Annotated in this window: 26 protein-coding genes, 1 tRNA gene and 1 pseudogene; 9 read left to right on the top strand and 19 right to left on the bottom strand. The window is 66.7% G+C overall.

Translation table 11 applies throughout. The features are described 5' to 3' along the window. Positions 1-2: 2 nt before the first annotated feature. The 9 genes and pseudogenes from ptlC to LK409_RS19745 all read right to left on the bottom strand — a co-directional run bounded on the left by ptlC (position 3) and on the right by LK409_RS19745 (position 7,546). On the bottom strand, positions 3-2,477 hold the full coding sequence (gene ptlC, locus LK409_RS19785; RefSeq protein ID WP_010929495.1) for a type IV secretion system protein PtlC: 2,475 nt from the start codon (positions 2,475-2,477) through the stop codon (positions 3-5). Further along, the gene (ptlB, locus tag LK409_RS19780; RefSeq protein ID WP_010929494.1) at positions 2,474-2,788 is read right to left on the bottom strand and encodes a type IV secretion system protein PtlB; all 315 of its coding nucleotides are present in this window, start codon (positions 2,786-2,788) and stop codon (positions 2,474-2,476) included. The genes ptlC and ptlB overlap by 4 nt, the downstream gene beginning before the upstream one ends. A gap of 18 nt (positions 2,789-2,806) precedes the next feature. Next, positions 2,807-3,115 carry a type IV secretion system protein PtlA gene (gene ptlA / locus LK409_RS19775; RefSeq protein WP_010929493.1) on the bottom strand — a complete coding sequence of 103 codons (309 nt, stop codon included), beginning with the start codon at positions 3,113-3,115 and terminating at the stop codon, positions 2,807-2,809. Positions 3,116-3,170: 55 nt separating this feature from the next. After that, positions 3,171-3,854 carry a pertussis toxin binding subunit S3 gene (gene ptxC / locus LK409_RS19770; protein WP_010929492.1) on the bottom strand — a complete coding sequence of 228 codons (684 nt, stop codon included), beginning with the start codon at positions 3,852-3,854 and terminating at the stop codon, positions 3,171-3,173. A gap of 82 nt (positions 3,855-3,936) precedes the next feature. After that, positions 3,937-4,299 carry a pertussis toxin binding subunit S5 gene (ptxE, locus tag LK409_RS19765; RefSeq protein ID WP_003815854.1) on the bottom strand — a complete coding sequence of 121 codons (363 nt, stop codon included), beginning with the start codon at positions 4,297-4,299 and terminating at the stop codon, positions 3,937-3,939. 11 nt (positions 4,300-4,310) lie between these two features. Next, positions 4,311-4,769 (bottom strand): pertussis toxin binding subunit S4, encoded by a 459-nt coding sequence (gene ptxD / locus LK409_RS19760; RefSeq protein WP_010929491.1) that lies wholly within the window; start codon positions 4,767-4,769, stop codon positions 4,311-4,313. Further along, a pseudogene (gene ptxB / locus LK409_RS19755) lies at positions 4,763-5,443 on the bottom strand (pertussis toxin binding subunit S2). The gene ptxD and the pseudogene ptxB overlap by 7 nt, the downstream one beginning before the upstream one ends. 39 nt (positions 5,444-5,482) lie before the next feature. After that, positions 5,483-6,292: a pertussis toxin ADP-ribosyltransferase subunit S1 gene (gene ptxA, locus LK409_RS19750; RefSeq protein WP_010929490.1), complete on the bottom strand. Its 810-nt coding sequence runs from the start codon at positions 6,290-6,292 to the stop codon at positions 5,483-5,485. A gap of 276 nt (positions 6,293-6,568) precedes the next feature. Next, on the bottom strand, positions 6,569-7,546 hold the full coding sequence (locus tag LK409_RS19745) for a Bug family tripartite tricarboxylate transporter substrate binding protein (protein WP_041937321.1): 978 nt from the start codon (positions 7,544-7,546) through the stop codon (positions 6,569-6,571). On the opposite strand from LK409_RS19745, the gene LK409_RS19740 reads away from it, so the two are divergent. From LK409_RS19740 to LK409_RS19725, 4 genes are all read left to right on the top strand, one after another. Continuing rightward, complete coding sequence (locus LK409_RS19740) at positions 7,539-7,676, top strand: hypothetical protein (RefSeq protein WP_153566181.1); 138 nt, start codon at positions 7,539-7,541, stop codon at positions 7,674-7,676. The genes LK409_RS19745 and LK409_RS19740 overlap by 8 nt on opposite strands. Before the next feature lie 126 nt (positions 7,677-7,802). Further along, positions 7,803-8,720, top strand: coding sequence for a reductase (locus LK409_RS19735; protein ID WP_010929488.1), 918 nt, complete (start codon positions 7,803-7,805; stop codon positions 8,718-8,720). Continuing rightward, positions 8,717-8,965 carry a glutaredoxin family protein gene (locus tag LK409_RS19730; RefSeq protein ID WP_010929487.1) on the top strand — a complete coding sequence of 83 codons (249 nt, stop codon included), beginning with the start codon at positions 8,717-8,719 and terminating at the stop codon, positions 8,963-8,965. Before LK409_RS19735 ends, LK409_RS19730 begins: the two co-directional genes overlap by 4 nt. Next, entirely contained in the window at positions 8,962-10,167 is a 1,206-nt protein-coding gene (locus tag LK409_RS19725) for a CaiB/BaiF CoA transferase family protein (protein WP_010929486.1), read from the top strand. The genes LK409_RS19730 and LK409_RS19725 overlap by 4 nt, the downstream gene beginning before the upstream one ends. A 72-nt stretch (positions 10,168-10,239) precedes the next feature. Here LK409_RS19725 and LK409_RS19720 read toward each other — a convergent pair whose 3' ends face one another. From LK409_RS19720 to LK409_RS19700, 5 genes are all read right to left on the bottom strand, one after another. Continuing rightward, positions 10,240-11,235: a tripartite tricarboxylate transporter substrate binding protein gene (locus LK409_RS19720; protein ID WP_010929485.1), complete on the bottom strand. Its 996-nt coding sequence runs from the start codon at positions 11,233-11,235 to the stop codon at positions 10,240-10,242. 22 nt (positions 11,236-11,257) lie between these two features. Beyond that, positions 11,258-12,478 carry a CaiB/BaiF CoA transferase family protein gene (locus tag LK409_RS19715; protein WP_003815837.1) on the bottom strand — a complete coding sequence of 407 codons (1,221 nt, stop codon included), beginning with the start codon at positions 12,476-12,478 and terminating at the stop codon, positions 11,258-11,260. Further along, on the bottom strand, positions 12,475-13,119 hold the full coding sequence (locus LK409_RS19710; protein ID WP_003815835.1) for a cysteine dioxygenase family protein: 645 nt from the start codon (positions 13,117-13,119) through the stop codon (positions 12,475-12,477). Before LK409_RS19710 ends, LK409_RS19715 begins: the two co-directional genes overlap by 4 nt. Then, complete coding sequence (locus LK409_RS19705) at positions 13,116-14,765, bottom strand: rhodanese-like domain-containing protein (protein ID WP_226376450.1); 1,650 nt, start codon at positions 14,763-14,765, stop codon at positions 13,116-13,118. The genes LK409_RS19710 and LK409_RS19705 overlap by 4 nt, the downstream gene beginning before the upstream one ends. Positions 14,766-14,865: 100 nt before the next feature. Then, complete coding sequence (locus LK409_RS19700; RefSeq protein WP_010929483.1) at positions 14,866-15,675, bottom strand: IclR family transcriptional regulator; 810 nt, start codon at positions 15,673-15,675, stop codon at positions 14,866-14,868. 224 nt (positions 15,676-15,899) lie between these two features. Between LK409_RS19700 and trxB the strand changes: the two genes are divergently transcribed. Continuing rightward, positions 15,900-16,940, top strand: coding sequence for a thioredoxin-disulfide reductase (trxB, locus tag LK409_RS19695; RefSeq protein ID WP_076879865.1), 1,041 nt, complete (start codon positions 15,900-15,902; stop codon positions 16,938-16,940). A 5-nt stretch (positions 16,941-16,945) separates the two neighbouring features. Here the strand turns inward: trxB and LK409_RS19690 are convergent, their stop codons facing one another. Beyond that, positions 16,946-17,869 (bottom strand): LysR family transcriptional regulator, encoded by a 924-nt coding sequence (locus tag LK409_RS19690; RefSeq protein WP_010929481.1) that lies wholly within the window; start codon positions 17,867-17,869, stop codon positions 16,946-16,948. 88 nt (positions 17,870-17,957) lie between these two features. Between LK409_RS19690 and LK409_RS19685 the strand changes: the two genes are divergently transcribed. The 4 genes from LK409_RS19685 to LK409_RS19670 are packed head-to-tail and all read left to right on the top strand — an operon-like array spanning position 17,958 to position 21,198. Further along, entirely contained in the window at positions 17,958-18,839 is an 882-nt protein-coding gene (locus LK409_RS19685; RefSeq protein ID WP_003815827.1) for an amidohydrolase family protein, read from the top strand. An 18-nt stretch (positions 18,840-18,857) separates the two neighbouring features. Next, on the top strand, positions 18,858-19,808 hold the full coding sequence (locus LK409_RS19680; RefSeq protein WP_010929480.1) for an alpha/beta hydrolase: 951 nt from the start codon (positions 18,858-18,860) through the stop codon (positions 19,806-19,808). Positions 19,809-19,844: 36 nt separating this feature from the next. Further along, complete coding sequence (locus LK409_RS19675) at positions 19,845-20,828, top strand: tripartite tricarboxylate transporter substrate binding protein BugE (protein WP_003818138.1); 984 nt, start codon at positions 19,845-19,847, stop codon at positions 20,826-20,828. Positions 20,829-20,883: 55 nt separating this feature from the next. Then, the gene (locus tag LK409_RS19670; protein WP_010929479.1) at positions 20,884-21,198 is read left to right on the top strand and encodes a putative signal transducing protein; all 315 of its coding nucleotides are present in this window, start codon (positions 20,884-20,886) and stop codon (positions 21,196-21,198) included. 51 nt (positions 21,199-21,249) lie between these two features. Here LK409_RS19670 and LK409_RS19665 read toward each other — a convergent pair. The 4 genes from LK409_RS19665 to LK409_RS19650 all read right to left on the bottom strand — a co-directional run bounded on the left by LK409_RS19665 (position 21,250) and on the right by LK409_RS19650 (position 23,486). Beyond that, positions 21,250-21,325, bottom strand: a tRNA-Thr gene (locus LK409_RS19665). 77 nt (positions 21,326-21,402) lie between these two features. Continuing rightward, positions 21,403-21,852 carry a ClpXP protease specificity-enhancing factor gene (locus tag LK409_RS19660; RefSeq protein ID WP_010929478.1) on the bottom strand — a complete coding sequence of 150 codons (450 nt, stop codon included), beginning with the start codon at positions 21,850-21,852 and terminating at the stop codon, positions 21,403-21,405. Positions 21,853-21,861: 9 nt separating this feature from the next. Beyond that, positions 21,862-22,473: a glutathione S-transferase N-terminal domain-containing protein gene (locus tag LK409_RS19655; RefSeq protein WP_003815819.1), complete on the bottom strand. Its 612-nt coding sequence runs from the start codon at positions 22,471-22,473 to the stop codon at positions 21,862-21,864. Positions 22,474-22,631: 158 nt separating this feature from the next. Further along, positions 22,632-23,486 carry a cytochrome c1 gene (locus LK409_RS19650; RefSeq protein ID WP_010929477.1) on the bottom strand — a complete coding sequence of 285 codons (855 nt, stop codon included), beginning with the start codon at positions 23,484-23,486 and terminating at the stop codon, positions 22,632-22,634. Positions 23,487-23,500: the final 14 nt, after the last annotated feature.

Genomic DNA, 23,500 nt, shown 5'->3' with positions numbered 1-23,500 from the left:
TTTCACCTGAGGCCGGCGCTGGCTTCGCGTCGAAGCCGATGGAATACCGCGATCCAGTCGTTTGGGTCGCGCTCCCGCGTCAGTGCCAGCGCTTGCTCGAAACAGCGCAGGTTCCTGGCGTTGCCGGACAGGATGGCCAATTCGTCATCCATGCCGGAGAGGTCGAGTTGTGCGACGACTGCCTGCCTGCCCTGTTTGACGAGAAAAAGATGGCTGTCCTCCGCCATGGAGCGGATCAACTGGTACTCGGTTTCGGTGCATTTGAAACCATCCAGGTATTCGGCGCGATCGGCCCTGGGGTTGGGCAGATAGATCTCGGTTGCGCATTGCTGTACCAGCGATGCGGCGACCCTCGCGCCGAGCAGGCTGCTTGGCATTTGCGTGGAGAAGACGCCCAGCCCGTTCTTCTTGCGTATGGTCAGCTGCTGGTCGCCTGCGAACTCGGCGAAGGCCGGGTCGTCGATCCACTTCCAGGCTTCGTCCATGAGATAGACGAAGCGCCGTCCATCCATGGCCTCGTTCATCCGATGCAACAGGTACATCGAGATCGGTGTGCGCGTCTCGGCATTGTCCAGGAACGCGGTGCCGTCGATGCCGTAGTTGCCCGGCCGCGAAAAATCGAGGCAATCATTCGGATTGTCGAAGACCCACCACAGCATTCCCGTGCCACCGGCGCCGTCGTCGCGGCACCAGCGCCCCAGGCGTCTGACCAGTTCCCGCTGCTCGGACGTGGCCTGGGTGATGTTTTGCAGCAGCGTGGACATTCGCCGCAGCGACGCCGGCATGCGCAGCACCGTGCGCACAGCGGTGGCTAGCGTCGCGTGCTGCGCCGACGTCAGCGGCGAGTCATGAGCGCGCGCGAGCATCGCCAGAAGCGAGTCCAGGAACATGACATTGCGGTCGGTGCATGGCAGCTGCAAGGGGTTGAAGCCGGTCGGTTCGCCGTCGCGTATCCGCAAGTACTGGCCATCGAGGGCGCGGATGCAGATTTCCGCGCCCCGGTCCTTGTCGAAGAAAATCGTCGTCAGGCCATCGGCATCCGCGGATCGGAATTTCTGCAGCTGGCAAAGCAGGAAATTGAGCAGCACGGTCTTGCCGCTGCCGGACTGGCCGATGATGCGCGTGTTGCCCAGCATCATCTGGCCGCGGCAATCCTCGTCGAGCCCGGAGTGATGGAAATTGAAGTAGAACGGTTGGCCGGAAGGCGTGGACAGCAGGCTCAGGGCCGGGCCCCAGGGGTTGCCATCGCGCTTGCCGCCGTAGAAATTATGAAAGCTGCACAGTCCGGCGAAGTTTCTGCTGGTCAACATGGCCTTGCGCGGCCGGTATGCCCAGTTGGCAGGCAATTGCGCATAGAAGGCGGCATCCAGGGCCAACGTCACCGGCGTGGCGAGAAAGCCGCGCTCCTGGATGCGCGTCATGGCCGAACTGACATCGCGCCGCAGTTGCCGGGGGTCGGCGCCGAGGATCATCATCGAGAAGTGATACTCGCCGATCACGAAATCGCCATTGACCAGGGCGTCTTCGGCATGCGCGAGGTCGTCGATCTGCGAGTACGCGGCGTCCTGCACGTTGGCCAGCTGGGCGCGCTGCCGCTGCAGGTAGGCCAGCGCCTGTCGCTTGCCGACCGCGCTGAACGAATGCGTGATCACATATTCGTAATCCTCGTACAGCAAGGCATTCAGCATCCCTGGTTCGGTGTGCGTGCCGTATTCCTTGAAATCGATGAACTGCGCGTAGCGGCGGCAGGTCGGAGAACGCAACTCCATCATTTCGGCGCCGGCAAGGATCCGGCTCGAACCGAGATACGCGTCCACCGGCCCGGCCGGCACACGTACCGGCTGCCAGTGGCCGGTGAGCAGGAATTCGAGCAGGGTCAGCGTCCGGGAGTATCGCCGGCCGGCGCTGTCCGTCTCGCAGCCCAGCACGGTGATGGCCTGCTCGTGGTTCTCGCCATGGCTGCGCAGCGTCGTTTCGATCAGGGATCCGATTTCGTCCATGCGTCGTACATGGGCCAGCAGTTGCCGGCGGACCTCGGCCTGGCCGTGATGCGCACGCTTGCCGAGCGCGGCGTGGCCAGGCCGATATACCAGGGTGAGGTAGAACTCATTCGTCATTGCCTGCCGCGCGTTCAGCCGGGCGTTGTACGAGGCGTCGAGCGCGCGGCAGAACGGATTTTCGTACCGCGCATCCAACCCGGCCTGCGTCTTGCGCCGGATGCAATGGATCCAAAGTGCGACCTGCTCGCACGAGATGGCGCGCCACAGGCCGTTGAGCTGTTCATGGCGCTGCGAAACCAGCTCTGGCTCGGCGCTTTCGAAGGCGATCCCCTGTACGCGCCAGGTGCGGACCAGGTCCGCGCCATGGGTGATCAGCGTCGTGTCCGTCAGGTGGCTGCTGTAGGGGATGAACGCAGCGATGGCGCGCTCGTTGCGCGCAATGGCCGCAAATGCGGTCTGGCCGCCGCGCCGGTTCATGGCTTGCGCAGGCGCCGGCGGCGCTCGGCGTAACGCAGCGGCGCATAGACGGTACTTTGCCAGAACGCATGCGTGCGGTCCCGGCTCAGCCAACGCATGCGCAGGTAAAGCCAGATCAGGCGGAACTGCTGGTCATCGCGCCGGATCATGATCCGCATCGCCAGCAATGCCACGGGAAACAAGGCCAGAAAGGCGATGCTGAACCAGATGCCCAGCAGGGCAATGGTGCCGCTGCACACGGCCAGCGGCGTGGCGGGTACGCCCATCAGCATCGCGGGCCGGGTGCAGCCCTTGAAAAGCGGATCACGCATGTTCGATACGTCCAGGATTCAGGTCAGCAGATAACGAGCGATTTCGGCCGATGCGCCGATCAGCAGTCCCGCCAGCACCACTCGCACCACGTCCAGCACATCGGCGTGCCGGAACAGCAGCTTGTAGCCCGCCCAGATTATGGCGATGGTCACCGTGGCCACTGACGCGCCGCGCAGTACGACCACGATGCTCGCCATGAAGTGGTTGACGCGCTGCAGCCCGCCGCCGGCCTGGGCGAGGTCGGGCAGCGTGGCGGACAACAGGGTGCAGGCTGCCATGAAGGCCAGGCGCGGTAGCGATGCTCTCAAGTCTTTCAAGGGATTCATTCGCGGTATCCGTCAAGGAAAAACATGGGCAGGCGAACAGATCCGAGCCGGCGGCTCAGCATATCGACGCTGCCGGGTTGCAGAGGGAAATGCCGGTGAGGGCATAGGTCTGGAATGTGGCGTCCTCGTAGTCGTAATACTGCTCTTCCTTGCTGACGTGGACGCGTACGGCAAGGCCGGACATATAGATCATGTACAGCAGGCGCCGCAGCACGTCGTACATGTCTCTGTACCTGCCTTCATACGGGCTGGCGCAGGCGCCGATGACCGATTGCCCGTCCCTGACGAATACCGCGCACAGCCTGCTGTTGGTGCTGGCGAGCAGGCGCGTGGCCGTGACCTTGCTGTAGTAGTGATCCGCAGCCGGTTGCCCGGTCTTGTACATGGTCGTGATGCAGAAAGTTTCGCGATAAATGAACCCCGCGCCTGGCGGCGCGTCCTTGATGATGCCGCCGTACGCCTGGCCCAGGTACGTACCGTCATAGAGACCGTATATGGACCAGCCGGGCGTTATCTGGCGCAAATACGTCTGCAATTCGGCGTTGCCGCGCAGTTCGGCCACGGTCAAGGCGCGGGTTCCGTTCGGGCAGCGTCCATAGGCGCCGCCCTGTTGGGTGAACAGTGCCTTCGGCGGGATGACGATGCCTGGCGCAACGGCCTGGGCCGTGCGCATGCCCAGCAGGGCGAGCACCAGGATGGGCAGAATGTGATGAAGCAGCTTCTTGTTGTTGATCAGCATGTTGCGGTGTTCCCGGAATGGAACCAGGGCGGAAGATCGTCTCAAGCGGATTGCGCGGAAACGTCGAAACCTCCGGAAGAGTTCATTCGCAATATCCGTTGAGCGGGCAGATCTGCAGTTCGAGCAGATCGCCGGGAGTGCCCGGATACGGCGAGTCTTCCACCGTCAGCGCGATCCGGCTCTTGAGCGCATACGCGGATATGGCAAAGCCAAGCATGGTGTCGAACCACGTGTCGTGCTCGTGTCCCGCGTCGGACAGGCACGCCCGGACCAGGCTTCTGCCCGGCATGAAGGCGGTCAGGCAGAACTCCTGATTCTTGCCCTTCAGTTTCAAGGCCAGCTCCTGGACAGTGAAGTTCTTGTACAGATGGGTCGGCAGGCCGGCGACGTCGGCCGGGCTGTATATGCCGAGCACGGACAACAGGATGGATGCGATGGTATGCATGGGGTTCGCCTTCAGGGGCAATCCTGCTTGCCGCTGCATTCGACCATCCGGATCAGTTCGAGCGCGGGCTTGCCTTCGAAAGTGAGTTGCTTGGGACCCAGGAACATGCGCAGCGGCCGTTGTTGCATGAAGACGGCGCGCAACATGACTTCCATGGGACTGCTGCCGGGACGCTTGAGATCCTTGCCGAAGCAGAACGGCACGTGCGCGTCCGGGCTGCTGGCCGCGGCGCCCAGCTTGGCGGCGATGCCGCAGACCAGCATGCGCGTCGGGGTGACTTCATACGGCTTCATGGCTACGCTGGTGACCACCATATTGGTCTTCACCAGCACATAAGGAACGTCGGCCAGGGCGGGGGAAAGATGCGTCATCGCGCCGGATGCCAGCAACCACGCCAGGGCGCGCACGCGCGACCGCCGGGCGCCGCCCTGTCCCGGGGCGGTGGTTCGAGTGGGGAAGCGTCTCAGCATAAGGATGATCCAGGATTGCAGATGGAGATGCCGGTAAGGGCGTAAGTCTCGAACGTTGCGTCCTCATAGTCGTAATACTGTTCTTCCTTGCTGACATGGACGCGTACGGAGATGCCGGCCACGTAGATCAGGTAAAGCATTTTCCGCAGCCGGCTGTACATGCTTCAGTACTTGCCGTCATACGGGCTGGTGCAGGCGCCAATGACCGGTTGCCCGCTTCTGACGAAGACCGCGCATAGCCTGCTGTTGGTGCTGGAGAGCAGGCGAGTGGCGGTGACGTTGCTGTAGTAGTGATCCGTTGCGGGTTGACCCGTGTTGCGCGTGGTCATGATGCAGAACGTCGTTTTCAGGTCGAATGCGCCGCCGGGTGTTCCGTCCTTGATCTCGCCGCCATATTCGCCGCCGAGATAGGTGCCATCGTAAAGCGCAAATATTGACCAGCCGCGCGTCACATGACGCAGGTACTCCTGCAGATCGCCGCTGCCGCGCAATTCCGCCACGGTCAGGGCACGGGTCTTGTTCGCGCAGCGTCCATAGGGGCCGCCGTGCTGGGTAATCTGTTCCTGCGGCGGAATGACGATGCCTGGCGTGGAGGCCCGGGCCACGTGACATCCGAGGAAGGCCAACGGCAGAACGGACAGGAGATGGCAGAGCGTCTTGCGGCTGATCGGCATGCTGTTGAATTACCGGAGTTGGGCGGGGCTGGGCCAGGTCTAGAACGAATACGCGATGCTTTCGTAGTACACGAGAACCATCGCCTCGCCGGTGCGCTCGGACCAGGCTGCCATGGCCTCGGGGCTTTCGGCCTGCCGCGCCATGCAAGCGCCCGTCACCGGCGCCATGCGCACCAATGTGCCGACGATCGACGCGGTGGACCTTCGCGATGTATAGGGGTTGGTATTGGCGCGAGTCTGCTGGCTGACGTAGCGAAGGTTCGGATATTCCGTGGTCGTGGTCTCGCCGGTGATGCCGTTGTGATAGACGCGCGTTACCGTGCGGATGTTCTCGGGCGGAATGCGCCGGTGCGCCAGATATTCGCTCTGGTAGGTGGCCAGCGCGCCGGCGAGGATACGGCCGGCATTGTCGCCATAAGTGTCGACGTATTCGAAGTACGAGCTGGCGGCGCCGTAGAAATTGTTGTCGGCGCGGATTTCGTAGATGTAGCCGATGAAGTGGCCGGTGCCCCTGCCGGCGCGTTCGGCCTCGACCGCTTCCTGCATGCGATGTTCGAGATAGACCTCGGTATAGCGCCGGCTGCTGCTGGTGGAGACGAAAGCGCTGTTGCTGCTGCCGACCTGGCAGGAACGTCCGGTCAGGTGTTCAAGCACATTGTCGTTGTTTCCCCACGCCGTGAATCCGTTCTGGAAAACGTCCTCCGGCGGGCGGGAGTCATAGCGGTATACCGTGGCGGGCGGATCGTCGGCCCATGCCGGCGAAGTCATGGGCGCCGTGACGGCAAGAATCGCCAGCCACGTCAGCCAGCCTGTTCTTGCGGTTTGGCGAATTGCCCGAGTGCAACGCATTCCGTCTTCCCCTCTGCGTTTCTGTGGCGCCTATTTTGCGGATCACACCATGGCAGGGGGGTCGGCACGGTCCGGACGGCGACCGGTACCATCGTGCGACTTTGCGCCGAAGGGGCGTTTGCGCCGTGTTGGATTACAGTAGCGGGATGTGCGGAAGGATTGAGGGCTTTGTGCGACGCATCCGCGCGCATCCGCGCGCATACGCGTTGGCGGTTGCCAACACGTATGCGGGATGGTGCCGGCCGGACGGGGATGGCGCGTTGGAGGGCTGCGCTGCTACTTCAGCTTGGCGCCGGTTTCGCGCACGACGCCGGCCCAGCGCTGGATCTCGTCTGCGATGAAGCCGCGGGTCTGATCCGGCGTGGCGATGACCGGCGTGGCGCCTTGGGCGGCAAAGGCCTCGACGACCGCCTTGGACTGCAGCGCCTCGTTGATGTGGCGGTTGAGCAGGACGATTATCTTGGGGTCGGTTCCCTTGGGAGCCATGACGGCGAACCAGGGCGAGGCGACGAATTCGGGATATCCCAGCTCCGCCATGGTGGGTACGGCCGGGAAATGCGTCGAGCGATCCGACGACAGGATGGCCAGCGCGCGCAGGCTGCCGGAACGGATGTGCTCCAGCACCGCGGGCATGTTCTCGATATCGGCCGCCACGACGCCGCCCAGCAGGTCCACCACCGCGGGGCCCGATCCCTTGTAGGGAATCATGTTGATGGCGGCGCCGGTACGCAGTTGGAACAGTTCGGTCAGCAGGTGCGCCTGCGAACCCAGCGCGTTGAGCGCGAACGTGACTTCGCCCGGCCTGGCCTTGCATTGGGCGATGAGGGCATCCAGGCTGTCCAGCTTGAGCTTGGGGTTGGTGACCAGCACCAGGGGCACGTCGCCCACCATCGACACCGGCACGAGGTCCTCGAGCACCTTGTACGGGATGCTGGGCATCAGGCTCAGGCCCACCGCCAGCGGCGCCGACGACGACAGCAACAGGGTGTACCCGTTGGCGGCCGACTTCGCCGTGGCGTCGGTGCCGATCACGCCGCCGGCGCCGGCACGGTTCTGCACCACGACGGGTTGGCCCAGCGAATCCTGCAGCGTGCGGGCCAGCACGCGCGCCATCACGTCGGTGCTGCCGCCGGGCGGGAACGGCACGATCATCTGGATTGGCCGGGCGGGATAGGTGTCGGCCGAGACAGGCGCCGCGATGCCCGCCGTGGCGATGAAAATGCCGATCACGGCGAGCAGCCTGGTCATGTTCATGGAAGTCTCCTCGGGTCGTCGCCTGCGCGAATTTTTATATGGCCATGAGCCTTGTGGTCCGGTGCCGGTCCGCGCCGCATTGCGCGCCGTCGACCGCCTGCATCCGGTCGAAATCAGTATCTGGCATTGACCGTGCGTCCGCAACGGCGGGCAGCGGATAGGCGTCTATCTTTCTCATACTGAAATCTTGGCGCCGGCAAGGATTTGGTATGCGAACGCTAGCCGGACGCCGTCTTGACACCGTCCGGCGGCAATCGTGAACATGGCTGCTCACTGCCAGGAGCCATGCATGGGAACGCCCGTTCGCTATATCGACAAGACCCGCGATTACTACTTGTCCCAGGGATACGAAAAACCATATCAGTGGGCGCAGTACGACGACGTGCCGTTCACCCCGCTGGGCAAGCCGCTGTCCGAATGCCGTGTCACGCTGATTTCGACCAGCGAGATCTCCATCGTCGGAGACACGCACCCCGAGGACGAAACCCGCATGGGCATCGTCGGGGGCACGTACACCATCCCGTCCAGCCTGCCGGCAAGCCAGCTCTACAGCCCGTCGCGCAGTTTCGACCAGGCCGCCACCACCCTGGAGGACGTGGACGCCTTCTTCCCCACCACGCACCTGCATGCGGCCGCGCAGGCCGGGCGCATCGGCGGGGTGACGGAACGGTTCCATGGCGTGTTCAACGCCTACAGCCAGCGCCGCACGCGCGAGCGCGACGCGCCGCTTGTGCTCGAGCGCTGCAAGGAGGATGGCGCGGACGTGGCCATCCTGGTGCCGGTCTGCCCGGTCTGCCACCAGACCATCAGCCTGGTCAGCCGCCATCTCGAGGCCAACGGCATTCCGACCGTCATCCTGGCCGCGGCGCGCGATATCGTCGAGCATGTCGGCGTCGCGCGTGTCGTGCATACCGATTTCCCGCTGGGCAATCCGTGCGGCGAGCCCGGCAACGCCGCGCAGCAGCGCGAGATCCTCGAATACGGCTTCCAGCTGCTCGAACGCGCTTTCCTGCCGCGTACCACCGTGCAATCGCCCATGCGCTGGTCGGCCGGCGAGGCCTGGAAGGACCTGGTCTTCACGCCGCAGCAGCCGTGGAAGAGCGGTGAAACCGAACAGGACTGGCTGCGCAAGAAAGAGCTCTACAAGAAACTCAAACAGGAAGGCAAGGTATGAACATGGCCCACGACATCGTTGTCTACGCCACGCCGTTTTGCGCGCCATGCGAACGGCTCAAGAAATTCCTGCAGGACAAGCAGGTGCCGTTCAGGTCGGTCGACCTGATGATGGATGAAGAGGCCGCCGAGAAGCTGGAGGACCTTGGCATCCGGTCCTCGCCGGTGCTGGAGGTGGACGGCCGCTATTATCACGGCGGCCAGTTGCAGCCCGACACCTTGGCCGCGCTGCTGGGCCTGCCATGAAAGGGCCGCTCGATGGCGTGAGAATCGTCGACCTGACGACGGTGCTGATGGGGCCGTTCGCGACCCAGATGCTCGGCGACATGGGCGCCGACGTCATCAAGATCGAGGCGCCGCACGGCGACGTGTCGCGCCAGATATGGCCCTATCGCCATCCCGGCATGGGCCATATGTTCATGAACGTCAACCGCAACAAGCGCTCGGTGGTGCTCGACCTCAAGCACGCCGAGGCGCGCAAGGCCCTGTTCGCGCTGCTGGCCGGGGCCGACGCGCTGATCTACAACATCCGGCCGCGCGCCATGGCGCGCATCGGGCTGTCGTACGACGAGGTGGCGCGGCACAACCCCCGCCTGCTTTACGTGGGCGCGTTCGGCTACAGCCAGCGCGGGCCCTATGCCGCCAAGCCCGCCTACGAAGACTTGATCCAGGGCACGGTGGGCCTGCCGCATCTGTTCCAGCGCCAGGGCTCGCAGTGGCCCCACTACGCGCCGATCAATCTGGCCGACCGCACCGTGGGCCTGCAGATCGTCAATGCCGTGTGCGCGGGCCTGTTCTGCCGCGAGCGCACCGGCCAGGGGCAGCGCATCGATGTGCCGATGTTCGAGGCCATGCTCGCGCTGGTCATGGGCGAGCACCTGGGCGGCGCCGGTTTCGAGCCGCCGGTCGACGGGCTGGGGTACAACCGCATCCTCACGGCGGATCGCCGGCCGTTCGCGACCCGAGACGGCCACATCTGCGTGCTCATCTACAACGACAAGCAATGGCAGGGGTTCTGCCGGCTGATCGGACGGCCGGAACTGGCCGCCGATCCGCGCTACGCGACCGCCGCGAGCCGCAGCCAGCAATATTCCGAGATCAACGGCCTGCTCGCGTCGGAGTTCGCGCAGCGCGATACGCAGGATTGGATAGCGGCGTTCGAGGCGGCCGATATTCCGGTGCAGAAGATGAACGATCTGCAGGACATCCTGGACGATCCGCATCTGAACGCCATTGATTATTTCCAGGAACACCCGCATCCCACCGAAGGCACGATACGCACGACCGCGCCGCCGGTCGAATGGTCGGGCACGCCCGGCGGGTATCGCCGCCACGCGCCGCGGCTGGGCGAGCACACGCTCGAGGTATTGCGCGAAGCCGGCATCGGCCAGGGCGATATCGATGCGCTGCTTGCCAGTGGCGCCGCGCGGTGCGCCGTGTCCGGCTGAGCGCCGGCCCGGGTGCCTGTCCCCGCGCGGACAGGCACCGGTTTTCCTGCGGGGACAGGCGCCGTCCCGACTTCAGTCGAAACTCATGTTGCGCTGGCGCGTGAACGCCAGCCATTTCTCGTAGTCGCCGCGCTCGAAATCGCGTAGCGCCTGCGGGCTGCTTGCCACCACTTCGACACTGAGCTTGCTCAGTTTCTGCTCGATCTCCGGATCCCGCAGCACGGCCACGAAGGCCTGGTTCAGCCGCTTGATCTCGGCGGCCGGCGTTGCCGCCGGCACGTAGATGCCGACCCAGGAATAGGCCTCGAAGCCCGGGAACCCCGATTCCTGCAGCGTGGGTACGTCCGGCAATTCGGGCAGGCGCTTGGCGCCTGTCACGGCCAGCGGCTTGATACGCCCTTCCTGGATAAAGTTGCGCAGGGCGCCATAGGAAAAGAAGCCGTAGGCCACCTCTCCGCTGCGGATCGCGGTGGTGGCCGGGCCGCCGCCGGCGTACGGGACGTGGACGATATCGACCCCTGCGGTGGCGTTCAGCAACTCGGCGTGCAGGCGGTTCGAGCTGCCCACGCCGATCGAGGCGAAGTTGTACTTGCCGGGGTTGCGCCTGGCCAGTTCCAGCAGGCCTTGCAGGTTGTCGACCGGCAGGCCGCCCCACGCGCCCATGATGAGCGGCATGCGCACCATCAGGGTCACCGGGGCAAAGTCGCGGAAGATGTCGTATGGCAGGTCCTTCATCGCGATCGAATTGATCGTATGCGAGTCCCACGACAGGAACAGCGTATGGCCATCCGGCTCGGACTTGGCCACGTAGCTGGTTGCCACGACACCGCCGGCGCCGGGGCGATTGCTGATGACCACGGTCTGGCCCAGCGCCTCCGACAGGCGCGGCTGGATCAGGCGCGCGATGAGGTCGGTGACGCCGCCCGGGGCGAACGGGATCACAAGCTGGACGGCGCGGCCCTGGGGATTCGCGGGCGCGGCCGTGGAGGCGGTGCACGACAGGCCCAGCGCGGCGGCCAGCCCCAGGTGCGCGGTCGTTGCATAGATCTTCTGGAGGATCCTGGACATGCTTTTCTCCCTTGTGTTGGAATCAGGTTCCGTCGCGCGGCGATCCCTTGAGGACGCGCCGCAGGCGCAGTGCTTCGTAGGTGTCGCCGTCCATGCCCAGGTCCCGCAGGATTGCCTGGGTGTCGGCGCCGTGCGCGGGCGCGGGCGCGCACGGCATGGCCGGAATCGCGGAAAACGCCACGGGCAGGCCGACGACCTCGATCTCGCCAAGGTCGGGATGCGCCATGGGTCGCAGCGCGGCCAGCTGCGCCGCCTGCGGATCGGCCAGCGCCTGGGCGACCGAGTTGACGGGGGCCGCCGGCACGCCGGCCTGCCGACAGCGCTCCAGGGCGTCTTCCAGCGGCAACGAGGCGAAGCAACCGTCGAGCAGTTTCAACAGCTCGCGCCGGTGCGCGACGCGATCGATGTTGCGCAGGAAGCGCGGATCGTCGGCCAGGTCCGGCTGTCCGATGGCGGTGGCCAGCCGACGCCACAGGCGGTCGTTGCCGGCGGCCACGAAAATCCAGCGATGGTCGTGGCACAGAAAGCACTGGTAAGGGACCAGCGAAGGATGGGCCGAGCCCATGGGGGCGGGCTTCTGGCCGCACAGCAGGTAGTTCTGCGCCTGGAAGTTGAGCAAGCCCACGGCGGAGTCGAACAGCGAGGCGTCCAGCCGCTGGCCGACGCCGCTGGTCTGCCGCATCAGGATGGCATTGCTCACCGCGAAGCCGGCCAGGGTGCCGGTGAAGATGTCCAGGGCGGAGACGCCGCACCTGACCGGCGGGCGGCCGGGTTCGCCGGTGATCGACATGACGCCGCTGAACGCCTGCATCAAGGCCTCGTAGCCCGCCTCGTCGGCGCGCGGACCTTGCCGGCCGAAGGCCGCGATCGAGCAATAGACGAGGCGCGGGTTGCGCGCCGCCAGGGTGTCGTAGCCCAGGCCCAGCCGCTCCATGGCGCCGGTGCCGAAGTTCTCGATCAGCACGTCCGCCGTGTCGATGAGGGCGGCGACGATGTCGCGGCCTTCCGGCGCCTTCAGGTCGACCGCGATCGAGCGCTTGTTGCGGTTGTTGGCCACGTATACCGGAGAATGCCCTTCGCGCTGGGGCGCCCAGTGCCGCGATTCGTCGCCGCCCTCGACGTCCTCGACCTTGATCACGTCGGCGCCCATGTCGCCCAGCAGCGCGCCGCACACGGGGCCGGCCAGCACCCGGGACAGGTCGATGACGCGGATTCCCGCCAGCGGCAGCCTGGCGCCGTTCATGCCAGGCCGCCGCGCAGGGCGCCATGCGCGGACACGACGCCCGTGGCCGCGGGAAACGTCCTGGAGGTGCCCTTGGACAGGCTGTACATGCGGCGATCGTGGCAATGCTCCACGCTCATGCCATACAGGTGCAGGCTGCCGTGCGGGCCGTCTTCGCCGAGCGCGATCGAATGGATGTCTTCCGGCATCAGGGCCACGGCCGTGCCTGCGACGATGTCGAGCTCGCCGCTGACTTCGAGGCGCGCCTGGTCCGGATCCGAGCCGTCGTCGAGGCGCCGGTACAGCTTGTTGTGCTCGCGGCCATACATGCCCGCTATGACCGCCCAGGTGCGATGATCGTGCGGCGGCGCGAAACCGCCCGCGGCCGGGGCGACGACATAAAGGGCATAGCGATGGTCCGGATCCTCGGCCAGGCAATACATGCTGGAGTTGCCGCCTTCGATCGGCGGAAACTCCTCGATGGGAAACAGGTCGCGCTCGGCCGCCAGGGCCAGCAGTTCGTCGCGGATGCGCGCCAGGCCCGCGCGCGTGATTGCCGGTTCGGCGATCTTGCGCACGCGCGCCAGCATGGCGCGGATCCTGCCGTTGCGCGCCGCCAGCAAGGCGTCGCGCGCGGTGCGGGTGCCGGGTTGCGTGGTCATGGGGCCTCCTGGTCTTGTTCCATGTCGGCTGCCGGCGGCCGGGGCACCCGGTACGCCGTGTACAGCGGGAGCGTGGGAATCGCTTGCCGCGTCAGGGCCTGTTCCCACTCGAGGTAATCGCGCATGGCCTGCAGGCCGGCGTCATACGGTTGCACGACGACGTCGGCGGCTTGCGTGACGCCGCCGCCAGGCCCGCTCGCCAGCGGCAAGCCTTGCGCCTGCCAGGCTGTTACGCCACCGGCCAGCACGGCCGCGTCGAAGCCGGCCAGCCGGGCATTCAGCGCGGCGGACCTGGCCAGCGACTCGTCGTGCGCCATGAGCACGACGGCGCGCTCGTCCTGCCGTTTGGCGCGGGCGGCGAGCCACGCTTCCAGGCCGCCGAACGGCACCCATTCGGCCGCGTCGGGGCGGCCGGCGAGAAAGCGGGCCTGCGTATCGACGTAGACGCGCTGCATGCGCGCGCCCGCTTCGTGCACGTCGTGCGCCGGGCACGGCCGTGCCGCCATCGCGTCGGCATGGTCGGCAGGCCGTGGCCGGCCGCGCCCGTGGCCCAGGGCGTATCCGGCGGCGTTCCAGGCCGGCAGCCCGCCTGCCAGGACGGCCACGCGGGGCAGGCCCATGGCGCGTAGCCAGTATCCGGCCAGCGCGGCGCGCGCTTCGTCGTCATCGACCAGCACGACCTGGGCTGCCCGTACCGGCAGGAATTCATCGGTGCGTTGCACGGCCAGGCCTCCGGGCAGCGCGATCGCGCCGGGCAGGTGCCCGGCCCGGTATTCGGCGACCTGGCGTATGTCCAGCACGTAGAGATTGGTGCGTCCCGCGTCGCGCTCGTCGAGCCAGCGCGCCAGCATCGCGGCCTCGACGCTGGCGACCCCGGCCGCGCGCGCCAGGGCCTGCGTGCGGCGAGCGCCGTCGCGCCGGCTTGCGGCGCTTGCCGCCAGGCTGCCGGAACCCGGACCGCGCTCCAGGGCCAGGCCGGCCAGGCGCCAGCCCATGGTGCCATTCTCCAGCGCATAGGCGTCCTGCACGCCCAGCAGGCGCAGGCTCTCGCAGGCGATGATGCTGCGGGTGCGTCCCGAGCAGTGCACCACTACCGGCTGGCCTGCGCGGCGCAGGTCGTCGGCGTGCCAGGCCAGGTCGCTGCCGAATGCGCCGGCCGCGCCCGGAATGCGTGCGCGGCCGTATTCCTCGGGAGAGCGGATATCGCAGATCCGATGCGCGCTGCCGGTTTCGCGCCAGGCCTGCAGGGTCGCGATCGGCAGGGCCGGCGTGGCCGCATGCGCATGGACCGTTTCGCCGAACCATTTGTTTGGCACATTGCTGCCGCGGCATGGCGCTTCGCTTTGGGCCAACCATGTCCGCAGGCCGCCATCGAGCACGCGCACGCCGGTGTAGCCAAAGCGGGCCAGCGTCTGCGCGGCCAGCCGCGCGCGCGGGTCGGGCCCGCCCTCGTCGTACAGCACGATGAGCGTGGACCTGCGCGGCACCAGGCTGGCGATGCGCGCCGCCAGCATGCGGCGCGGCAGGAAGGTTGCGCCGAAGATGTGGCCTTGGTGCGCCTGCGCGCTTTCGCGCACATCGAACAAGGCGTATTCGTCGGAGGTTGCGCGCAAGTCCCGCAGCTCGGAAACAGTGGACAGTTCCATGCAGGCAGTATCTGTGATCGAACCGGCGATCACAACGCGATTGCCATGCCGCGCGCCTAAGGTTCACATACTGAAAGCTAGTGGCGCGTGTGGCGCGGACTCAATCTTCCAGCGCGCGCCGGATGGCGTCGACCATGTCGAGCAGGCGCGGTCCCACCACGTCGATGAGATGCAGGCCCAGCTCCTCGGCCTGCCTGTTCTTCACGCGCACGGCGCAGTTGAACACCAGCAGCTCCTGGCTTTCCGGCACACGCATGGGCGCCGCGACCGCCCAGGTGCCGCGGTCGTAGTCGCCGCGTGACAGGCAGAAGCCGTATGCGGCGTAATCGGCGCGGCTGTGTTCGAGTTCTTCGGCCTGTTCTGCCATCAGCTCGGGATGGTAGATGCGCAATTGGTTCATCAGCCGTTCGCGCTCGGAGGGCTGCGAGGCCGCCAGATAGGCGCGGCCCATGGCGGACACGAGCATCGGGAAAGTTTGTCCGATATCAGGTTTGACGTCCAAGGCATTGCGGGCCCTGGCCGTCTCCAGGTACACCATGCTCAACCGCTCGCGCGCGCCCAGCGACACCCAGCCGTGGGCGTACTCGGCCAGCTCGCGCATCGGTACCCGCGCAACCTGGCGCACATTGACGTTGGCCAGCAAGGGGTGGGCCAGCGAAAGCACGGCATTGCCCAATTCGTACTTGCCGTACTTGCCCAGATGGCGGTGATGCTTGAGGTACCCCATGAGCGTCAGGGTATAGGTCAGGCGCGATACGGTCGGGCTGGGAATCCCTGTCCGGGCGGAGATTTCCTTGTTGGTCAGAAACGGTTGTCGGACGTCGAAACAGGCCAGCACCAGCAAGCCTCGTTGCAGCGTCGTCGCGAACTGCCGGTCCGTGGTTTCCATTGCGTCAATGAGCTGGTCCATGTCATCCGGCCTCCTTCGCTACCGACGACCTGTCGGCCCTGGGCCAAGCATAGCCCCCCCCCCCCCCCTCATCCGGCCGGCGCTTGCTGCGCTGCGATCGTTCGCTATGCGAAATCTTCGCTCCGGCGGCGCCGTTGCGCAGGGCGCTCCGAGTGTACTTGAGCCGCGCCTGCGCGGGCGCTCGGCCCGGGTTTTCCCGCCTCGCGGCCGGCGTGCATTTCGCCATGCAAGCGCTAGGCGCGCGCCGGCCTGCGCGGCCGTTTCGCGTACCTATAATCGCCGGCGTTGAACACACCGCCGGAGGCTGGTTCGTGAATCCACCCAAGCATGCCAAAGTCCTGATCCTGGGCTCCGGCCCGGCGGGATATACCGCCGCCATCTATGCCGCCCGCGCCAATCTCGCGCCGCTCGTGGTCACCGGCCTGGCGCAAGGCGGACAGTTGATGACCACCACCGACGTCGACAACTGGCCGGCCGATCCCGACGGCGTCCAGGGCCCGGACTTGATGCAGCGCTTCCTGCGGCACGCGCAGCGCTTCGATGCCGGCGTCGTGTCGGATGCCATACATACGGTCAGGCTGGACCGGCGCCCGTTCGCGCTGACGGGCGACCAGGGCGCCTATACCTGCGACGCCCTGGTCATTGCCACCGGCGCCTCTGCGAAGTACCTGGGCCTGTCTTCCGAGCGCGCGTTCATGGGCAAGGGCGTGTCGGGCTGCGCCACCTGCGACGGCTTTTTCTATCGCAATCGGGATGTATTGGTCGTCGGCGGCGGCAACACCGCCGTCGAGGAAGCGCTGTATCTCTCGAACATCTGCCGCACCGTGACCGTGGTGCACCGCCGCGACCGGTTCCGGGCAGAGCCCATCCTCGTCGATCGCCTCCAGGCCAGGGCGGCGCTGGGCAAGGTGAAGTTCGAGTACTTCCACGAACTCGACGAGGTGCTGGGCGATGCGTCCGGCGTGACGGGCGCGCGCCTGCGCGACAACCGCGACGGGACCGCCAGGGACGTCGCGGCCAAGGGCGTTTTCATCGCCATCGGCCACGCGCCCGACACCGGCCTGTTCGAGGGCCAGCTGGCGCTGCGCAACGGCTATATCGTCACGCGCGGCGGCTTGTCCGGCCTGGCGACGATGACCTCGATACCGGGCGTGTTCGCGGCGGGCGATGTCCAGGATCAGATCTATCGCCAGGCCGTCACCAGCGCCGGCACGGGCTGCATGGCGGCGCTGGATGCGCAGCGCTGGCTGGAAGGGGCCGCCTAGCTGCGTCAGCGCGCCGGACCAGCGGCCAGCGTCCTGAGCAGGTCCAGCGCGGCCGTGGCCAGGCGGTCGGCCGGACGCGCCAGCGGCGTGGCGAGCACCAGCGAGTTGCGGATGGGCTGCGGGCCGATCGGCGCGATCTGGATGTCGCTGCGGCAGGCATAGGCCGCCACGGCGCCTTCCGGCAGCACGGTGTAGCCCATGCCTTGCACGACCAGCGGGATCAGGGTCTGCGCGGCGCCGACCTCGACGACGGGGTGCAGCGCCAGGCCGTGCGGGCGCAGCACCGCGTCCAGCAGCACCCGCAGGGCATTGGGTTCGGCGGGCATGATCAACGGCAGCTCGGCCAGCGTGCTCAGGTCCACGTAGGCGGGCAGCGGCGGCGCGTCGACCGGCCCGACCAGCAACAGGGTTTCCTGGCGCAGCGTTTCGCAGGCCAGCTGCGGCGACGCCTGTGGATCGAACAGCAGGGCGGCGTCGAGCCGCCCGTCGAGCAGCCACTCGCGCAGGTGGATGCTCAGGCCTTCCTGGATCGAGAGCGACGCGCGCGGGAACTGCTCGCGAAAGGCTCGCACCAGCGGCACGGTCAGCCAACGCGCGATGCGCGGCGGCAGGCCCAGGGTCACCCGCCCGGTCGGGCTGGCCTGCAGGTCGCGCAGTTCATCGCGCGTGCGCCGCGCCAGGTCGAGCAGCGCACGCGCGTTGGGCATGAGCGCCAGCCCGGCCGCGGTGGGTATGACCCCGCGCCCGGTCCGCTCCAGCAGGCGTTGCGCCAGGTCCTCTTCCAGCAGGCTGACCTGCCGGCTCAGGGTCGGCTGGGTCAGGCCCAGCTTGGCCGCCGCGCGGCTGAAACTGCCGGCTTCGCCGACGTGCACGAAATAGTTCAGTTGCTGGAGATCCATGGCGCGCTGGGGGAAAGATATACGAAACAAGCATAGCTGATATAGAGCTTCATGCTCTTATCGTTTGGCGTCGGGCTGGGCAGAATACGTCCATCACAGCACGATTTGCCACCCAGCCATGAGCGCCCATCCCGTCCCGCATGCACCCGCCGCGCCTGTTTGCCTGGCGCCGCGGCCCGCCGTCCCGCCGACGGCGGTAACGGTTCCGCCGGGCGCCTGGGATTGCCACGCGCACGTGCTGGGGCCGGCCGACCTGTATCCCATGCAGGCCGAGCGCAGTTACACACCGCCGGACAGCTCGGCCGCGCAGTACGCGGCGCTTCTGGATACGCTGGGGCTGCGCCGCGGCGTCCTGGTGCAGCCCAGCGTCTACGGCACCGATAACCGCCTCCTGGCGCAGGCCGTGGCCCGGCCCGAGTGGCGCGGCATCGCGGTCCTGGATCCGGCGGCGGATACGCGCCAGGTGGCCGCGCTGCATGCCGCCGGCGTGCGCGGCTTTCGCCTCAACCTGCTGTTTCCTGGCGGCCCCGGGCTGGATGCGCTGGAGCGCAGCGCCGCCTTGGTCGCGCCTTTCGGCTGGCACGCACAGTTGCTGGTCGACGTGCGCATCCTGCCCGGGATCGAGCATCGGCTCGCCCGCCTGCCCGTGCCGGTGGTGTTCGACCACCTGGGACATTTCCCGTACGAGCTGGGCACAGACTGGCCCGGGTTTCACGCGCTGTTGCGGCGCGTGGCCGCGGGCAGGACGTACGTCAAGCTGTCGGGTTCGTACCGGCTGTCGGCGCGGGCGTCGCACATCGCCGACGTCGCGCCCATCGCCCAGGCGCTGGTGCGCGAGGCGCCGCAGCGCCTGGTGTGGGGCAGCGACTGGCCGCATGTCGGCCGATTCCAGGACATGCCGGCCACCCACGCGCTGCTCGACGCCCTGGCGCTGTGGTGCCCGGACCCGGCCGCCCGGCGCGCGATCCTGGTCGATACCCCTACCCAACTCTATTCCTGAACCTACGGAGATCCGTCAATGCGCAGTCGATCCGCACGCTTCTACAGCGACGGCCTGAAACTCGCGGGCACCCTGTTCGTGCCCGATGACTACGAACCCGGGCAGAAGCGGCCAGCCGTGCTGATCTGCCACGGCCGCTTCGCGATCAAGGAATGGGTGCCGTCGCGCTGGACGCCCCATTTCCTCGCCGCGGGCTACGTCTGCATGGTGTTCGACTATCGCAACCTGGGCGAGAGCGAAGGCACGCCGGGGCGCATCATTCCCGATGAGGAGGTGCGCGACGCGCGGCACGCCTTGACCTATCTGCAGTGCCAGCCCGAGGTCGATCCCGCGCGCATCGGCGCGCTGGGCTGGGGGCTGGGCGGCGGCGTGGCCGTCAGCGCGGCGGCGCACGACGCCCGCATCAAGGCGGTGGTCTGCGCCATCGGCGTGGCCAATGGAGGGCGCTACGGCCGGGTCGGCATGAGCGACGCAGCCTGGGCCGCGCGCCAGGAGCAGATCGCCGCCGACCGGCGCGAGCGCGTGTTGACGGGCCGGTCCGCGCGGCTGCCGCGCACCGAGATCCTCGGCCGCCCCGATGCGCAGCGCGCCGAGCGACACGAGCGCCAGAACTGGATAGACAGCCTGGTTGCGGCGGTCGGCCCCGAGCGCGCCGCCGACCCGGCCAAGCTGGGCATCCCGGACGAGATCACGCTGGAGTCCATGGAAGCGCTGTACGATTTCGCGCCCGACGCCGTCGTGGACCGCATCGCGCCACGCCCGCTGCTTATCGTGCACGCCCGCGACGACCATGAATTTCCGTTCGAGCATGCGGCCGACATGTACGAGCGCGCCGCGCAACCGAAGCAGCTCATTGCCGTCGAGGATGCCGGCCATCTCGACTGGATCGACCCGGCTCATCCGAGCCAGCAGGTGTACGTGCCGCAAGTCGTCGCCTGGATGCAGGCGCAATTGCCGATCGACGCCTGAGCCGCCATTCCGATCAAACCAGGCAAGGGGAAACACATGAAAAAACTGGGCAGGCTGTTATTGCTTTCGGCCACGGCCGCGCTGCTGGCCGCGCCAGCCGCGCGGGGCCAGGCCGTCGACTATCCGCAACGGCCGATCACGCTGATCGTGCCCTTCGAAGTGGGCGGACCGACCGACATCCTCGGGCGCATCGTCGCCGAGACGCTGAGCGCGAAGATCGGCCAGACCGTCATCGTGGAGAACAAGGGCGGGGCCGGCGGCGCGATCGGCTCCGAAGCGATCGCCAAGGCCGCGCCCGACGGCTACACCATCGGGTTGGCGACCATCTCGACCCACGTGGTCAATCCGTCGTGCAACAAGCATCTCCGGTACGATCCGCTGCGCAGCTTCACGCCGGTTGCGTTGCTGGGCAGCATGCCGAACATCCTGGTGGTGCGGCAAGGCTTCGGCACCCCCGACTTCGCCGCATTCCGCGAACGGCTCAAGAAAGATTCCGAGCAGTACAACCTGGGCACCGCCGGGCCCTGCTCGTTCGGCCACGTCATGCTCGAACACCTCAACCAGGAACTGGGCAGCCGGATCGCGCACGTGCCGTACCGCGGCTCGGGGCCGGCCGCCTCCGACCTGCTGGGCGGTTCGCTGGACATGATGATGGACATCTATCCCCTGCTGGGCCCGCATATCGCCGCCGGCAAGCTGACGGCGCTGGCGGTGGCGTGGCCGAGCCGGCTGTCGCGGCTGCCCGACACGCCGACGTTCGACGAGCTGGGCCTGCCCGACCTGAGCACGACATCCTGGTATGGCCTGGTGGCCCCGGCCGGACTGCCCGCCGACCGCCTGGCGGTGCTGTCGCGGAAAATCGGCGAAAGCCTGCAGGATCCGGGGCTGCGGCGCCGTTTCGAGGAAGCGTACATCCACGCGGCGCCGCAGGAATCGCCGCAGGCATTCAAGGATTTTCTCGCCGCGCAGTTCAGCAAGGAATCCGCCTTCATCCAGTCGCGCAACATGGGCGCGAACTGACGGCGGCGCAAGGCGATATGATGGTGCCGTCTTCGCTTTCGTAGAGGTGGCACCCATGATGCGATTGATGCGCGCGCCCGACCTCATGCTGGGGCAGCATTGGGTCAACCTGTTGCGGCAGGCGGGCATTGCCTGCCGCCTGACCGGCCTGTACCTGCAAGGGGGGGCGGGAGAGATCCCGGTGGACCAGTGCGGCCCGGACCTGTGGCTGGAAGACGAGCGCGACAGGGAAGTCGCGATGCGCCTCATCGAGGGGCCGGCCGAGGCGGGCATGCGCGCGCCCTGGCATTGCGACGGCTGCGGCGAATGGCTGGAGGCGCAATTCACGACTTGCTGGCAGTGCGGCGCGATGCGTCCGGCGCAGGTGTAAAGCCCGCGATTCTGGGCGTTTCCGCGGGGATGCTGGCCGGATGGCCGGTGGTGGTGCCGGTGAAAGGAATCGAACCCTCGACCTTCTCATTACAAGTGAGCTGCTCTACCAACTGAGCTACACCGGCATGGACGCAAGCGGCGCATGGCCGCTTGCGAGGGACTGCATTGTAGTGAAACTTCGCGCCGCAGTCTTTCGGACAGGCTACTTGACGATGGTCAGATGCGGCCGCTTGGGTTCGTCGCCGTCGCCATCGTCGCCAGCTGGCGAGGCGGCGGCATCGCCGGCCTCGGCCGACTCGGGCGGCGGGGTGGCGGCGTCCGCGTGCTCGGGCGCTTCGTAGGCTTGCACCTCGAAGCCTATGCCGGCGCCGGTTTCGCGCGCGTAGATGGCGCTGACGGCGCCCACCGGCACGTAGACGTTTTCGGTGACGCCGCTGAAGCGGGCCTGGAATTCGATGAATTCGTTGCCCAGCGACAGCTTGTTGGTGGCCAGCGTGCCGACGTTCAGGGTGATCTGTCCATCGCGCACATGGGCGACGGGCACCATGGTGTGCTCGTCGACCTGCACGGTGATGTACGGCGTGTAGCCGTTGTCCGTGCACCACTCGTGCAGTGCGCGGATCAGGTACGGTTTGGTCGAAGTTTCGCCCATGGACTTCCTTTAGCGGCGCATGACTTTTTCGGAAGGCGTCAGCGCTTCGATATAGGCCGGGCGCGAGAAGATGCGTTCGGCGTACTTCTGCAGGGGCGCGGCGTTCTTGGGCAGTTCGATGCCGTAGTGGTCCAGGCGCCACAGCAGCGGGGCCACGGCCACGTCGAGCATCGAGAATTCATCGCCCAGCATGTACTTGTTCTTCAGCAGCATCGGGGCCAGCTGCGCGAGACGGTCGCGGATGCTCTGGCGGGCCTGCACCATCTTCTTGTCGTCCGGCTTGGCGCTGCGGTCTTCCAGGGCGCAGACGTGCACGAACAACTCTTTCTCGAAGTTGTACAGGAACAGGCGGGTGCGCGCGCGCATGACCGGGTCGGCCGGCATCAGCTGCGGGTGCGGGAAGCGCTCGTCGATGTACTCGTTGATGATGTTGGACTCGTACAGCACCAGGTCGCGTTCGACCAGAATGGGCACTTGACCGTACGGGTTCATGACCGAAATGTCTTCGGGTTTGTTGTACAGGTCGATGTCGCGGATTTCGAAATCCATTCCCTTCTCGAACAGCACGAAACGGCAGCGTTGCGAGAACGGGCAGGTGGTTCCGGAATAGAGCACCATCATGGCGATAAGTCCTTGTATGAAAAGCGAAAGGCCAGCGCCGCCAAATTAGCAGGCGCTGGCCCCGATTGCCAGGCGGGATAGGCGTACAGCCCTATCGGTACATGCCGAACCTTACCGGGAAACTCAGCGCGGGTTCGGACCTGGCGGGGCAATGCGGGTTAGCGCACGTGTTTCCAGTAAGCGGCGTTAAGGCGCCAGGCCACCACCAGGAACAAGCCCAGGAACAGCAGAACCCAGACGCCAAGCTGCTTGCGGTACAGCTGGACCGGTTCGGCCATCCAGGACATGAACGCGGTCAGGTCGGCCACGTTCTGGTCGTAGGCGGCGGATTGGGCCGGATTGACAGCTTTGAATCGGGTCTCCAGCGAGCCGTGGCCGCGGTAATCGGCCAGGGGTTCGGTCTTGGCGGTTGCGTAGCCCTGCGCATCATAAACCGTGGTGACGCGCTCCCAGTTCCTGGTGCCGTCGGCGGCTTCGACCTGGTGCACGGCAACCGTGGTCAGCTCGCGCGGGCCCTGGCGATCCCAGAGCGCATGCGGCATGCCCACGTTGGGGAACGCCAGGTTGTTCCAGCCGGTGGCCTTGGAGGTGTCGCGGTAGAACGTACGCAGGTAGGTGTACAGGTAGTCGGCGCCGCTGGGGCCGGCGTTGACCGACTTGGCGCGCGCGATCACCGAGAGGTCGGGCGGCGTGGTGCCGAACCACTTCTTGGCGTCCTGCGGCGTCATGGCGATCTTCATCAGGTCGCCGACCTTGTCGCCGGTGAACAGCAGGCTGTCCTGGATCTGCTGGTCGGTCAGGCCGATGTCCTGCAGCTTGTTGTACCGCATCGACTGCGCGCTGTGGCAGTTCAGGCAGTAGTTGACGAACAGCTTGGCGCCGTTTTGCAGCGAGGCGACGTCGTTGATGCGATCGGGCGCCTTCTCCAGGGGGAAGCCGCCTTCGGCAGCCAGGGTGGCGGTGCACGTGAGCATCAACGCGACGGCACCAATCAGCTTTTTGATCATGGTCATTCCGTTATGGATAG

This window comes from Bordetella parapertussis, assembly GCF_020735925.1.
GTDB classification, from domain to species: Bacteria; Pseudomonadota; Gammaproteobacteria; order Burkholderiales; family Burkholderiaceae_B; genus Bordetella; species Bordetella pertussis.
Note: the sequence above shows the minus strand (reverse complement) of the source record. Positions and strands in the feature narration are given on the sequence as shown.

Excerpts from the sequence above, each read along its gene's own strand:
- ptlC (WP_010929495.1), bottom strand. The coding sequence starts at position 2,477 with ATGAACCGGCGCGGCGGCCAGACCGCATTTGCGGCCATTGCGCGCAAC.
- ptlB (WP_010929494.1), bottom strand. The coding sequence starts at position 2,788 with ATGCGTGATCCGCTTTTCAAGGGCTGCACCCGGCCCGCGATGCTGATG.
- ptlA (WP_010929493.1), bottom strand. The coding sequence starts at position 3,115 with ATGAATCCCTTGAAAGACTTGAGAGCATCGCTACCGCGCCTGGCCTTC.
- ptxC (WP_010929492.1), bottom strand. The coding sequence starts at position 3,854 with ATGCTGATCAACAACAAGAAGCTGCTTCATCACATTCTGCCCATCCTG.
- ptxE (WP_003815854.1), bottom strand. The coding sequence starts at position 4,299 with ATGCATACCATCGCATCCATCCTGTTGTCCGTGCTCGGCATATACAGC.
- ptxD (WP_010929491.1), bottom strand. The coding sequence starts at position 4,769 with ATGCTGAGACGCTTCCCCACTCGAACCACCGCCCCGGGACAGGGCGGC.
- ptxA (WP_010929490.1), bottom strand. The coding sequence starts at position 6,292 with ATGCGTTGCACTCGGGCAATTCGCCAAACCGCAAGAACAGGCTGGCTG.
- LK409_RS19740 (WP_153566181.1), top strand. The coding sequence starts at position 7,539 with ATGTTCATGGAAGTCTCCTCGGGTCGTCGCCTGCGCGAATTTTTATAT.
- LK409_RS19745 (WP_041937321.1), bottom strand. The coding sequence starts at position 7,546 with ATGAACATGACCAGGCTGCTCGCCGTGATCGGCATTTTCATCGCCACG.
- LK409_RS19730 (WP_010929487.1), top strand. The coding sequence starts at position 8,717 with ATGAACATGGCCCACGACATCGTTGTCTACGCCACGCCGTTTTGCGCG.
- LK409_RS19725 (WP_010929486.1), top strand. The coding sequence starts at position 8,962 with ATGAAAGGGCCGCTCGATGGCGTGAGAATCGTCGACCTGACGACGGTG.
- LK409_RS19720 (WP_010929485.1), bottom strand. The coding sequence starts at position 11,235 with ATGTCCAGGATCCTCCAGAAGATCTATGCAACGACCGCGCACCTGGGG.
- LK409_RS19715 (WP_003815837.1), bottom strand. The coding sequence starts at position 12,478 with ATGAACGGCGCCAGGCTGCCGCTGGCGGGAATCCGCGTCATCGACCTG.
- LK409_RS19710 (WP_003815835.1), bottom strand. The coding sequence starts at position 13,119 with ATGACCACGCAACCCGGCACCCGCACCGCGCGCGACGCCTTGCTGGCG.
- LK409_RS19705 (WP_226376450.1), bottom strand. The coding sequence starts at position 14,765 with ATGGAACTGTCCACTGTTTCCGAGCTGCGGGACTTGCGCGCAACCTCC.
- LK409_RS19700 (WP_010929483.1), bottom strand. The coding sequence starts at position 15,675 with ATGGACCAGCTCATTGACGCAATGGAAACCACGGACCGGCAGTTCGCG.
- trxB (WP_076879865.1), top strand. The coding sequence starts at position 15,900 with ATGCAAGCGCTAGGCGCGCGCCGGCCTGCGCGGCCGTTTCGCGTACCT.
- LK409_RS19685 (WP_003815827.1), top strand. The coding sequence starts at position 17,958 with ATGAGCGCCCATCCCGTCCCGCATGCACCCGCCGCGCCTGTTTGCCTG.
- LK409_RS19680 (WP_010929480.1), top strand. The coding sequence starts at position 18,858 with ATGCGCAGTCGATCCGCACGCTTCTACAGCGACGGCCTGAAACTCGCG.
- LK409_RS19675 (WP_003818138.1), top strand. The coding sequence starts at position 19,845 with ATGAAAAAACTGGGCAGGCTGTTATTGCTTTCGGCCACGGCCGCGCTG.
- LK409_RS19670 (WP_010929479.1), top strand. The coding sequence starts at position 20,884 with ATGATGCGATTGATGCGCGCGCCCGACCTCATGCTGGGGCAGCATTGG.
- LK409_RS19660 (WP_010929478.1), bottom strand. The coding sequence starts at position 21,852 with ATGGGCGAAACTTCGACCAAACCGTACCTGATCCGCGCACTGCACGAG.
- LK409_RS19655 (WP_003815819.1), bottom strand. The coding sequence starts at position 22,473 with ATGATGGTGCTCTATTCCGGAACCACCTGCCCGTTCTCGCAACGCTGC.
- LK409_RS19650 (WP_010929477.1), bottom strand. The coding sequence starts at position 23,486 with ATGACCATGATCAAAAAGCTGATTGGTGCCGTCGCGTTGATGCTCACG.